At 48.7% G+C, this 12804-nt stretch carries 12 protein-coding genes; 1 reads left to right on the top strand and 11 read right to left on the bottom strand.

Translation table 11 applies throughout. The annotated features are described in order from the left end of the window. Positions 1–269 precede the first annotated feature (269 nt). A complete protein-coding gene (locus AC1VOR_RS21285; RefSeq protein ID WP_482620853.1) occupies positions 270–1148 on the bottom strand; it encodes a nucleotidyltransferase-like protein in 879 nt (292 codons plus the stop codon). A 145-nt stretch (positions 1149–1293) separates the two neighbouring features. Between AC1VOR_RS21285 and AC1VOR_RS21280 the strand changes: the two genes are divergently transcribed. Continuing rightward, on the top strand, positions 1294–1674 hold the full coding sequence (locus AC1VOR_RS21280) for a YgzB family protein (RefSeq protein ID WP_482620851.1): 381 nt from the start codon (positions 1294–1296) through the stop codon (positions 1672–1674). A gap of 76 nt (positions 1675–1750) precedes the next feature. On the opposite strand, the gene AC1VOR_RS21275 is transcribed toward AC1VOR_RS21280, so the two are convergent. The 10 genes from AC1VOR_RS21275 to uptA form a co-directional block, all read right to left on the bottom strand. Further along, a complete protein-coding gene (locus AC1VOR_RS21275) occupies positions 1751–3487 on the bottom strand; it encodes a glycosyl hydrolase family 18 protein (RefSeq protein ID WP_482620850.1) in 1737 nt (578 codons plus the stop codon). Positions 3488–3619: 132 nt separating this feature from the next. Then, positions 3620–4048, bottom strand: coding sequence for a Fur family transcriptional regulator (locus AC1VOR_RS21270; RefSeq protein ID WP_482620848.1), 429 nt, complete (start codon positions 4046–4048; stop codon positions 3620–3622). A gap of 147 nt (positions 4049–4195) precedes the next feature. After that, positions 4196–6013 (bottom strand): DUF4097 family beta strand repeat-containing protein, encoded by a 1818-nt coding sequence (locus tag AC1VOR_RS21265; RefSeq protein WP_482620846.1) that lies wholly within the window; start codon positions 6011–6013, stop codon positions 4196–4198. Between the two features lie 163 nt (positions 6014–6176). Continuing rightward, positions 6177–6635 (bottom strand): GNAT family N-acetyltransferase, encoded by a 459-nt coding sequence (locus AC1VOR_RS21260; RefSeq protein WP_482620844.1) that lies wholly within the window; start codon positions 6633–6635, stop codon positions 6177–6179. A 55-nt stretch (positions 6636–6690) separates the two neighbouring features. After that, positions 6691–8130, bottom strand: coding sequence for an Asp-tRNA(Asn)/Glu-tRNA(Gln) amidotransferase subunit GatB (gene gatB / locus AC1VOR_RS21255; RefSeq protein WP_482620842.1), 1440 nt, complete (start codon positions 8128–8130; stop codon positions 6691–6693). Between the two features lie 63 nt (positions 8131–8193). Further along, positions 8194–9648, bottom strand: a complete 1455-nt coding sequence (gene gatA / locus AC1VOR_RS21250) for an Asp-tRNA(Asn)/Glu-tRNA(Gln) amidotransferase subunit GatA (RefSeq protein WP_482620840.1) — start codon at positions 9646–9648, stop codon at positions 8194–8196. Positions 9649–9728: 80 nt separating this feature from the next. Next, a complete protein-coding gene (gatC, locus tag AC1VOR_RS21245) occupies positions 9729–10016 on the bottom strand; it encodes an Asp-tRNA(Asn)/Glu-tRNA(Gln) amidotransferase subunit GatC (RefSeq protein ID WP_482620838.1) in 288 nt (95 codons plus the stop codon). Between the two features lie 704 nt (positions 10017–10720). Continuing rightward, positions 10721–11104, bottom strand: coding sequence for a hypothetical protein (locus AC1VOR_RS21240; protein ID WP_059048935.1), 384 nt, complete (start codon positions 11102–11104; stop codon positions 10721–10723). Positions 11105–11413: 309 nt separating this feature from the next. Then, on the bottom strand, positions 11414–12040 hold the full coding sequence (locus AC1VOR_RS21235; RefSeq protein WP_482620836.1) for an MBL fold metallo-hydrolase: 627 nt from the start codon (positions 12038–12040) through the stop codon (positions 11414–11416). Positions 12041–12121: 81 nt separating this feature from the next. Next, positions 12122–12733: an undecaprenyl phosphate transporter UptA gene (uptA, locus tag AC1VOR_RS21230; RefSeq protein WP_482620865.1), complete on the bottom strand. Its 612-nt coding sequence runs from the start codon at positions 12731–12733 to the stop codon at positions 12122–12124. Positions 12734–12804: the final 71 nt, after the last annotated feature.

The following is a 12804-nucleotide window of genomic DNA, read 5'->3' as shown; positions in this document are numbered from 1 at the left end:
ACTCGCTCCAGATGTCATTAAATTCGACTTTCATCGAACCCATTTTCATCATCGTTCACTGCATTATGTTGTTTCAGCAGCGACCTTTATAATATATCACATCTGATTTATTTCAGTCAAGAAGTTTTTTTGAAGCTATTTCTTCATGCTGTTTAGCCAAGCTTCCTAACTATATTGCCTTTTTAGGGGCGAGATATAATTTACCATAGATTCAATACAGGAGTCAACCCGAATTTGCAGCAATCGACATAAAATCTGTACATGCCTCTTTACACCCTGTATCTAAGCTCTCGGCTATCGCTATTTCCGTCCTTCAAACTCTTCGAAATTTCCTGGGCCAGGGAACGATACACCAGCTTGCGCAGTACCAAGGGAAGCTCATCTTGAATATGCTCTAGTTCAGGCACCCTTAAGAGTTCCTGCACACTCCAGGCTTCCTTCCGGCTACCCAATATCCGCAGAAGTAATGTGCAGCAATCTGCCATTTTGCTTGTCAATCCAAATTCACAGGCCAACAAAATCAATTGAATCCGCTGCTCTAAAGTCTCGGCATTATCGGTAAGCTCATCAAACAGCTTGTACACCACCGAGTTGAGAGCCTTCACTTGCTCCCAAACACTAATCTCGGGCAGAACTCCATGCTCAATCAGCTCAATCTTGGCGTAATGCTTAAGAGCCTGCAGCAGACAGTAATAAGCATCCAGCGAGTCCTTGTCGGCAACATAGTGCTTGGCCTCCCCGTATACCTTAAGGAACTGGGCAAATTCCTTCAACTTCCGCTTCTCTTGAATGAGGCCATTAAATGTACCTAAAGTTGAACGGAAGGTTGATAATGAGCCATTGATATCCCAAATGATCTCGCCATGCAGTAGATATTCGATATATTCGCGGTGTTCTCCGGTTACAATCCAGCGTTCAATATCGGTCATAGCTACATGCACCAATTGATAATGTATCTTTCCACTTAAGCAATGCTCCATCCGCAGATCTGTTTCATTAAGTTCATGATGCACAACCATAATCAGAAATTCAAAATCATGTAGCAGCGAGTCGTGAGGCCCTCCCTCATCAAGGCGATACCCGATTGCCCCAATCGCCTGGCGGCCAGCCTTTACTTCGTCCATGATTGGAAAAATAGTGGGTTCCACGTGCGTCCTCCCAGCTTGGCGTATTCCTGCCGATTCGTTATAATATAGTTCTATACCTAATCAAAGTTTCCTTCTCGTTTTTGCACGGGTCTTGAAAAAGTCAGAGCAGACGTTCTTGTAAATCCTTCATGAAGCGAGGTTAACCATGTTCTTTAAGTCGAGCAAGATTAGCGAATTCCGTCTATGGGGCTTACTATTGACCATGTGCGGTATGGGTTTGATGATACTGGGTACCGCAGGAATTGTATTTTGGGGACAAGCTGGCAAAATTGTGGCTGCTATCGGTTTAGTCATCGGGCTCATAGCCATGCTAGGCAGTTTGGCTATTTACTTCTGGGCCGGCATGCTGTCCACCTCTGCCGTACAACTGGAATGTCCGGAATGCCACAAGCTCACCAAAATGCTGGGCAAAACAGACCGCTGTATGTTCTGTAAGACAATCCTTACCCTGGACCCTGCACAGGCCACTGTCACCGCAGATGAATTGGAGCAAGAACAAGTGACTGGCATCGCGGGCAAAAGCTAACTACTAACGAATAGCAAAAAAAACGGACCTCCGATTACCCTCGGAGGTCCGTTTTCACTTCTTTCATATATGATAGCTACTCACCAATTTGTTGCAGCGTACTCCACGCCTCAGCGGAAGCAAAGCTCCGGGTCCAGGTCGCGATGCCGGCAAGATGAAATGACTTGGCCAACTCAACGCGTCGTTTCAACGATTCCGCATCCTCCAGCCAAATACGGTGACGCCCCTCCTGGTCCGTGTATTCCACATAATTTTGTCCTGTCTCCTCAGAGAGCACAGGCTTCAGTTTCTTCTCTTCTATGATGCGCTTAGCCCGGTCCATGCCAATGGCTTTAGAGCTGACCTCTACCTTGCCATCCTTCTCGACTTCCGTCCACACGCGGGTATACAGCGGAATACCAAGAATCATTTTCTCGGGCGGTACGCCATCCTCATTCAGAATACGGCTCACTGACTGCTGCACCCAGGGAAGGGAGGATACCGAGCCCGCTACAGGACTCGCTGCCCAATGTTCATCGTATGCCATAAGCACCAAATAATCCACTACCTGCCCCAGTGCTTTGCGGTCCAGGAAGGCCGACCACATTTCACTATTAGACTTCGGTGTAACATCAATGGATACAATCAAGCCCTGCTCCTCGGCCAATGGACGCAACTCACGCATAAATTGGGTCAGATTATCGCCATCTTTGGTATATACATTTTCATAGTCGATATTAATACCGTCCAGATCGTACAGCTTGGCAAAATGCAACATTTGCAAAATCGTGTTCAATCGATTCTCGAAATTCGCCAGCGCTTCCGTGGTGATATCGGGCTCGAAGCTGTTGCTGAACAGGCCCCACACCTGCATACCTTGAGCATGTGCCCATTTCACATAGGCCCGATCTGCCTTGCTCTGCACATTCCCTTTCCCGTCTACCAAAGAGAACCAAGTAGGACTAACGACGTTCACTCCCGGCAGCTTGCCGATGGACGCTGGCTTTGGCGCAACCTGATAGACCGCCTCCCACGTCATGTTAATCGTCTTGGCTTCCCACTTCTTCTTGGCATCGGACAGTTCCTGCTTCAGTTCAGGAACGGTTCTTTGCTCACCCATCTGCACATTCTTGTGCTGTACATATCCCGTGTATCCGTTGTTCAATTGAACATATTGCCATTCCTCGCCCGATTCCAGCAAACGTAAATCCGTGCCTGGTGGCATATCGGACAAAATGGGCTCATGTATGCTCGGTCCGGTACGCAACGGAATCGTACCATCCTGCTTGCGGGAGGTACTCATTACCTTGGCCGTCTGAACACTGTTTCCCGCTTGGACCAGCAGAACAGCTCCTGATGCTTCATCCTCCTGAACTTCGGTTCCATATAAAGTCTCCAGCAAATAGGCCGGTAAATAAATCACGCCCTCTTGCTCTTCAGGAGCAAATCGCAAGGTGGTAGGTTTATTGTTGATTTGGGCTACCTTCTCATCGGTCTTGAGGAATACCAGCTTTTGAGGTGTTGTCAAAATAACGGAACCCGTCTCTTCCTCATATCGGATGGTGGGATCAACCACAGATTGAATTACAGGAAGCGGCAGCTTCAAACTATCTCCCTCTCCAAGCGCCGACCCTTCCAGCCGTTCGCCCTCTGCAAATATCGGCTTATTCACCGTCCCTAACCATTCCGGGTCTACGTGGTCCGAGTTAGGCAACCATACGGCTGATGCCCAATATAAACCGCCTATAAGAAGTATGAGTCCAAAGAAAATACTTGCCGTGCTTCGAGTGCGCCTTTTTCTACGATAAGTGCTTCTTCTACTCTTCAAATCCATACCTCCGCTACTAAAGTCCCTCTCTTCATAATAACTAATAAACAGCGCAAAAAGTTAACCAAAAATAAAAAAACGCGAGGAACTCCTGAAGGAATTCTCCGCGTTGTCCAACAAACACAACACTGAAACTTGTTAATGTTCCACTCGGCAATGACGACAAATCCCATGCAATTCCAAGCGATGTCCGTGAATTTCAAAGCCGGTTACCTCTTCTGCCGTACGCTCAACGTCCTCCAGAGAGGGATACATAAAATCCTCAATTTTACCACATTTCTCGCAAACGATATGATAGTGATTAGATACATCGGCATCAAAGCGACTGGAGTTATCCCCGTAGCTCAGTTCCTGCACCATCCCGGCCTCAATCAACATCTTCAAGTTGTTGTACACCGTAGCCACGCTCATATTGGGGAAACGGGGCTCCAGCGACCGATATATTTCATCTGCGGTCGGATGGCTCATCGATTCCATAAGATATGCAAGTATGGCGTGACGCTGCGGCGTAATGCGGACACCGTTACTCTTCAATTGGTCCAATGCATGTTGTACGCGCGTTGTCATGAAATCCACCGCCTTTAATAAGCTTATTCCTAATTAATAGTTATGCTAAATTAGGAATCTGTAAGCATATTGTACGTTTCAAATAAATATTTTGTCAACGCAGTATAAACTAACTGGGCCGGTAAATGTCCCTATCTAACCATGTGTTCAGCTTTTATTCACATATAGGCTGCTGTTGCCATCTATTTTCAACATAAACTCCCCGTTGCCAGACAAACCATAAATTTCCTTATTCTCAATAATAAAAGGAAACTCGGTAAAGATATCTCCATAGCCACTGGAGCCCTTGAGCGTATAATTGCCATCCTCCGGCAAATCGACGCGTAGTTCACCAACCGCACTGTATACCTCCCACACACCTCCGACTTGTGCGGTAGAGATGTAGATTTTACCGTTCAACGATTCGGCCTGAAGCCCGGATGGCACGCTATCAATGCGAATATTTCCGTTTTTGGTGTTGACCTGAATATCGTCCTGAGCTTCCGTTAAGGTAATATCCCCTACCAGCGTGGATAAAGAGGCTTTCCCTGTAATCCCTCTCCCCTTCACATTGCCGCCTTGGGTATCCACCTCTGCATCGCCAAAGATACGATACAGTTCTGCGTCTCCGTTAAGCGTCTTGGCCGACACATCCCCAACCACATCCCATAACCGCAGATCGCCGTTCCCCGTTTGTAACTTAACCTGCTTCATGGCCTGTACGCCAGTCAAGGTGATTTTGCCACTGGTTGTGGTAATATCCAGGTCCAGAAAGCGGTTGGTCGGCACGATAACCGTCAGATTAACCCGAGGCTGCCGCCGCCCGGATTCTCCATAAGCCTTACTCTTGACTGAAAGCCCCAATGATTTCCCTTCATCCGCCTCGACGGAAGTCACCGCAGCAATTTGCCGGGCCTCCTCCGATTCAAGTTGGTCGATCCATACGGTATAACGAACGATAACCTGCTCGATCTCGGCTTTACGTACCTCGATATCGCCGTTAATCCCGTCAATAACAATTCGTTCCGTGCCCAGATCAATCGGAATATCCATTTGTGGCTTCTCCACGCGATACCCTTCCGCCGCGCTATATTCTGTACCTGCGGATGCAAAATCAAGGCTGACCCGGTTCCACAGATGTATATACCGCTCCTGTTCACTGACGGCGAACACAGAGAACACCATAAACATCGACAAGAGTAGTCCTCTAACATCAACCCTCGCCCGATGTCTGACTCCAGGTTGCCTCTTGTAATTCCATATCATAATCACCAGATGTTCGATTCCCCAACAGATAAATACCAAGGGCCACCAGGTCAGGAGGAGCATCATATGATCCTGACCTGACCAGGCATCGTACAGCATCAGCAAGGCAACTCCGAGCAGCAGCATGGCCGCCGTAAACCGTCCGGTGCGCAAATATCGCCGTTTTCCTTCCCTCCATCCCCATAGCAATGCCGTTACCAACATGGCCCCAGCTACAACATAAGCTCCGTAAAATTGTACGATCTGTTGAAGCCAAAGGGGTTTTTGCTGAATAATAAACAGGACCACGCCTCCGCTGATTAACAGTACACTGGCCCACATCCCTTGCTTGAATGCGGGATCGGCTTTCGCTCCGCCAGTAGCCTCTCGGTTCTTGTCTGGCTCTCGCTTGAATCTAGCATTAATGACATCCGTCGATTGAAGGACATCATATACGCTAAAAAAATAGGCGGCCGGAATTAGCAGGCCCAGCAGAATAAGCAAAGGAACATTCATCACAGTCCGGACGGAGGAGAAATATATCATGGCCGAAGCATCAATTAATACAAAATAAATGATGGATAGTCCCCGTATAAACAGGCGTAAATATAAATGACCAAGTCCAGGGAATAGAGCGGACAGCAAGCAGGCAATTGCTTTGCGTTTGCGTCTTCTTGGCGCAAAGCCCTTAGCCCGATTCAGACCACTTTGCTGATGGGTCGGCAGCATATCCGGCGTCATGGTTCCCCACTCCCTTCTAGTACGTGTTCAACTATCTCTTCTATCTCATATCATAACCCATTCCACTTGGCGCTGTAACGTGGAATGAACTGGACCTTGCTGTAACGACAAGAAGGCACACCCCCGGCAGGAAGCATTATGCCAAGGGCGTGCCTATAGGATACTAGCCGTTCAACCGAAATAACGTCAACTCCACACCTGCGGCCGAGTTAAATGTCTGAATCGGCTCAAAGCCAAAGTCACGATACAGCTTGGTCGCCGGTTCATTCAGCGAGCTGGCTGTTACCTTAAATACGCGGATGTCTCCATATACAGTCAATACATGCCGCAGCAGCGAGCGGCCAATGCCTTGGCGTAAATGGTCAGGCTGCACCATGAGTCTCGTAATTATCAGCTCACCGGGAACTTCACTGCGCACCCCGATTGCCCCCTGTAATTCTCCATCCTGCTCCAGGTCGCCGTAAAAGACGTCCCCGCTGGAGCGGATTGAATCGAATGTATCCGTGAGGGGCGGATACTCGGTCAGCCCTACCGCTTCTGCTTCTAGCCGATAGGCTTGATGCTGCATACTCCACAATTGCTCGACGATATCTGCATCCTCTAGCGGCAGCTTCACGATCATGGGCGTTTCCCCCTGCTCTCACGAAAAAGGTATACTATCCGAATAGGACAGTTAACTAGCCCTTCAGTACATCCACCAACAGCTTGTTCGCCAGTCCAGGATTGGCCTTGCCCTTGCTCTGCTTCATCACTTGCCCCACCAGGAAGCCGATGGCCTTCTCCTTACCTGCCTTGTAATCCTCAACAGAAGCCGGATTATTAGCAACAACTTCCTGAACGATAGCCAGAATTGCACCTTCATCGCTGATTTGAACGAGTCCTTGCTCCTCTACAATCTGCTGCGGCAGTTTGCCACTTTCCAGCATTTCCTTAAATACAGTCTTGGCAATCTTGGAGCTGATCGTACCTTTATCGAGTAGGCCAATCATTTCACCAAGCCCCTGACCCGTCAGCTTGACATCGGACAATTCCAGAGAGTTGCTATTCAAATAACCTAGCAGATCTCCCATGATCCAGTTGGCGACAGCCTTGGCATCCTTCGTGTAGCTTAGGCTGTTTTCGAACAAATCAGCCAATGCCTTGGATGAAGTCATTACCCCGGCATCGTATTCGGGCAGGCCGAATTCCGACGAATACCGCGCCTTACGCGCATCCGGCAGCTCCGGTATGGATGCCCGGACACGATCCTTCCAGGCTTGGTCGATATGCAATGTGACCAGATCCGGATCAGGGAAGTAACGGTAGTCATGTGCTTCTTCCTTACCCCGCATAGAGAACGTTTTCCCCTGGGATTCGTCCCAACGACGTGTCTCCTGAACAACTACGCCACCTTCGTCAAGAATTTCCGCTTGACGGTATTGCTCATACTCCAGCCCGCGTACTACACCACGGAAGGAATTCATATTCTTCAGTTCCGCACGAATTCCGAATTCCGCTTGCCCCCATGGACGTAAGCTGATGTTGGCGTCGCAGCGCATGGAGCCTTCCTCCATCTTTACGTCGGAAACCTCACAATATTGCATAATGGCCCGCAGCTTCTCCAGATAGGCACGCGCCTCCTCTGGGGACGATATTTCCGGTTCAGACACAATCTCCACCAGGGGAGTCCCAACACGGTTAAAGTCAACGAGCGAAGCAAACCCGCCGTCCACATGAGTCAGCTTGCCAGCGTCCTCCTCCAAATGCAAACGAGTAATGCCAATGCGTTTTGTCTTTCCGTCCACTTCAATATCAATATAACCGTTCAGACCAATCGGCTGATCAAATTGGGAAATCTGATACGCCTTCGGCGAATCGGGATAGAAATAATTTTTACGGTCAAATTTGCTAACATCGCCGATTTCGCAATTCAGTGCCATAGCAGCTTTCATAGCGTAGTCGACAGCTTGACGGTTCAGTACCGGCAGCACGCCGGGATGCCCCAGGCAAACCGGACAAGTATGTGAATTGGGCGGAGCGCCAAATTCCGTGGAGCAGCCGCAAAAAATCTTTGTGTTCGTATGCAGCTCTACGTGTACCTCAAGCCCGACGACCGTTTCATATTTGGATGTTGACATGGCCTATCCTCCTGCAACTTTTGATTAATCCATGCGTCCGCTTTCCAGAGAGTTATCTCCACTTTAGAAAATAGGACGTTGCTTATGATGATCCGTATGAGCCTCAAAGGCATGGGCCACGCGGAGAATTGTGCTCTCGTCAAAGGCTTTTCCGATAATTTGCAATCCAATAGGAAGCCCGTCCGCAAAGCCGCAAGGCACACTTAAGGCAGGGATTCCCGCCAAGCTCACTGGAATGGTCAAAATATCATTTAGATACATGGTCAAAGGATCATCCACCTGGGAGCCCAGTTCAAAGGCAGTAGTCGGAGCCGTAGGCCCAACGATGACATCATAGTTCGCAAAGGTCTGGTCGAAGTCTTGCTTAATCAACGTTCTGACCTTCTGTGCCTTCAAATAATAAGCGTCATAATATCCAGAACTGAGTGCATAAGTACCCAGCATAATCCGCCGTTTGACCTCGGGGCCAAACCCCTGGCTGCGCGAATCATAATACAAATCGAGCAAGCTGCCGGAATGATCGGCACGAACGCCGTAGCGAACCCCGTCAAATCGGGACAGATTGGAGGAAGCCTCGGAAGAAGCCAGCAGATAATAAGCGGCTACCGCATATTCCGTGTGCGGCAGAGACACTTCCTCCCATACTGCACCCAAGCCCTCAAGCACGCTAAGTGCCTCCAGAACGGAAGCCTTCACTTGCGGATCAATCCCGTCCAGATATTCCTTCGGCACAGCTATACGCAAACCTTTGATATCACCGGTCAACGCGCTCACATAGTCAGGGACCGATACGTCGGCCGAAGTGGAATCCTTCGGATCGTAACCCGCGATAGCTTGCAGTACGTAAGCAGCATCCTCGACATTCTTGGTAATAGGTCCAATCTGATCAAGTGACGAAGCAAAAGCCACCAGACCATAACGGGAAATTCGTCCGTAGGTTGGCTTAAGTCCAACCACACCACAATAAGAGGCCGGCTGGCGAATCGATCCGCCCGTGTCCGAACCGAGAGTAAAGAACGCCTCACCCGAAGCTACTGCTGCTGCCGAACCACCGCTGGACCCCCCGGGCACCCGATTCAAATCCCACGGGTTACGTACAGGATGAAAGCTGGAATTCTCATTGGAGCCGCCCATGGCGAACTCGTCCATGTTGAGCTTGCCGATCGTGACCGTGTCCGCTTCCTTCAGCTTGCTGACCACTGTAGCATCATAAATAGGATCATAATTCTTCAGGAATTGGCTCCCGCAGGTCGTCAGCAAGCCTTCGGTCACCATATTATCCTTAATGCCTACCGGCAAACCGAACAGCAGGCCCATCGCTTCGCCGGATGCAAGCTTCTGATCCAGGCGGGCAGCCCCCGCTTCGGCTCCCTCTTCGTTGAGCGCCAAATAAGCGCCGATCTTACCATCGTACTCCCGAATGTTGGCCAAAGCTTCACCAACGAGTTCGGAAACGGACAGCTTCTTATCATGAAGCTGATTATGTATCTCCTGCAAACGCAAATCGAAAAGCGCCAAATCCGCTTCCTCCTTCATTTATCACATCTTAAGCTGATTTTACTTATAACGCAGGTTCAAACTACTTCTTATATAGTAGCCTACTCAAGTACAGCCGGCACCTTGAACTGCCCATCCTCTTCATCCGGTGCATTGCGGAATACCTTCTCTTGCGGCAAGCTATCCTTGACTTCGTCCTCACGCATTACGTTGCTTAGATGCAGCACATGCGTTGTTGGCGCAATGGCGTCCGTATTCAATTCATTTAACTTGTCAGCATACTTAAGAATCGCATTCAGTTGCTCCGTAAACATATCGCGCTCGGCTTCCGTCAAGTGCAGACGGGCCAGCTTGGCCACATGTTCCACATCCTTGGTCTGGATACTCACGTTGTTGCCCTCCTTATCAATCGTGCATGATTCGTTCATTCTACCATGCGTGTGCAATTGATTAAAATTATATTTTAGTTTGCGACGCAATTCAATCCGTTAAAGTAGCGGCGAGCAATTGCTTGACATATGTGCGATGAGGCCCTATGGGTTCGTAGGGTTCTTCCGATCGCTGCCCCTCCTGGATTTTCCTGATTCAATAAATTCTTATTAAGGTAGAAATTCACTCGCAAAGGCGAACAAGCATAGGCTTTCGATGCAGCTTTCCTTCAGAAAGCTTTAAGTTTCTCCAGAATCCCTACGACCCTCCGCTCTGTAGATGTTCAGCACCGAGAAGCTTGGATGAAGCCAGAGACTGAGAAGCGGAGCGTACGTAGTGGGTACGTGAGCATCGCAAGGAGCGGCTGAATTCAAGATTCGACGCCGAATCCACTACCCGTCATCCGCTTCGTGATCAAAAGCCGACTTTTAAAACTACCTCTTTCAAATATCAGTTTTAAAAGTCGGCTTTTCAGCACCAAGAAGCTTGGATGAAGCCAGGGACTGAGAAGCGGAGCGTACGTGGTGGGTACGTGAGCATCGCAAGGAGCGGCTGAATTCAAGATTCGACGCCGAATCCACTCCCAGCATCCGCTTCGTGATCAAAAGCCGACTTTTAAAACTACCTCTAAAAAAAGAAAAAGAGCCGGTTGACCGGCCCTTCCCTATATCCACGCCCGCAAATTCACCTGTTTGATGAATTCCGCCTGGGACATCGCTTCCTTTGTTGGTTCCTCCTGCGCGCTTGCTTCGTTGCCTTCGCCATTCATAATATGATGAAACAGCTTCTCGTTATGCGTAGCTAACGCATAATCAATCAAGGCTTCCTGCGTTGTGCGCTCTACTTCCTGCTCGATTAGCCGTTCTTCGGATTCTACATCACTCTGCGGAACAAAATAATTGCGCCCCGTCTTCGGCGAGCGGATGACATAATCAAATGCATTATCCGGATTGCGGTCATAAGCAATTACGTAGCCATATTCCCCAACAGGAAGATTCTGCTCAAAAGCATCGCCGACGATTACAATTTTCTCTCCCAAATGAAGCATCGTCTACCTCCCTGATATGTGTGTTTGAAAAATAACTGAAAAATGTGTTGCTTATTGCTTTATATTATCCTACTAAAAGTAAGGGAGTCCGGTCAAGGCATTTAGACAGATTCCAGCAACGTCCTATTAACCTGAAAATAAAAAGAACGCAAACCGGGATCAGGTCCACAGCTTGCGTGCTTCGCAAAGGTTACAATGATTTAATAAGTACATCCTATCAAAGGCTTGCATTTTTGTCCACTCATTTTGCACTTTTTCGTAGATTTTGTCTTATTGATGCGATTTAAAAAGTCAGCTTTTCAACACCTGTTACGATACATATGGGTTGTTTGCCCGCTCATAGCCAATCGTCGTCCGCGGACCATGCCCCGGATACACCTTGACCTCGTCGCTCAAATTAAACAGCTTGCCTCTGATCGAGTTGTACAGGTCCACCTCCCGGCCTCCCGGCAGATCGGTTCTTCCTACGCCCAGGCGAAACAGAACATCCCCTGAAAACAAATCATTTCCGCACAAAAAGCTGACACTGCCTGGCGAGTGGCCCGGCGTATGGTATACCGTAAAGTCATGCCCGAGGAAATGTAGATTCTGCCCCTCAGCCAAGTCATATTCTGCAGCCGCTGTCGAAATCGGTGGACCCACCTCCGGCCACATTAGTGATCCATTCAGCTTGGGCGTAGTCAACCAATCACTTTCGATCGGATGAATGTATACCGGACACTTCTTGGCCTGGCGAATTTCCTCCACGCCCCCGATATGATCGAAATGGGCATGGGTCAGCAGGATAGCTTCAATGTCCAGACCTTCAATTTTGCGCAGCAATGGCGCTGGATTCATACCCGGATCAATGATGATGGCCCGGCCTTCGTCTTCTCCCCGCAGCAAATAAGCATTTGTCTGCAAAGGTCCTAAAGTGCAAGTATCTATTCTTAGCATGCTATAACACGGAATAACAAGAACAATACACAGGATTTATTCTTATCTTCTTCCGCTTCCTCCTTCTGGTCTTAAGTGTAATTATGCGTCCTTCTTTGAACGATGATTATAGGTTTTGACAATTAGATACACGATCAAGAGGGCCAGCGCCCCCAGTAAAATCGGCATAATGTATGGACCGGCCTTCTCATCCACATGCTGCCACTGTTCACCGAGTAACATCCCTAAATATACGAACAAAACCGACCATGGAATGACCGCCAACGTCGTCAATACCAGGAATTTGCTCACTGGCATTTTAGCCATTCCCGCAGGAATGGAGATGGCGTGCCGGGCAACCGGGATGAACCGGGCCGTAAAAATGACCCCTGACCCGTATTTCAAGAACCACGCTTCCGATACGTCGATATGCTTTTTCTGAATTAAAATATACTTTCCGTACTTCTCCAATATTGGCCTGCCGCCATAGCGGCCAATCCAATAAATGAACAACTGGGCAATCACGCCACCAATGACGCCGAAAACAACGGCACCGATAAAATGAATATGGCCTTGGTGTACCAAGTAACCGCCATAAGCCAGTACAATTTCACTCGGGATGACCTCGATCATTAAGCCCAGCATAATCCCGAAATAACCCAATTGCTGAATCCACTCCAACAACACACTGATCATGCTCGATATCCATTCCACTGCTTCGTCCTCTTTCCCCATTACATTTCTTCTCTTCAGAGGTTAGCCAAATTTCCCCTATGACCTCAGTC

It is taken from the genome of Paenibacillus sp. 1SOY10, from assembly GCF_056836745.1.
This window is presented reverse-complemented; position numbering and strand designations above follow the sequence as displayed.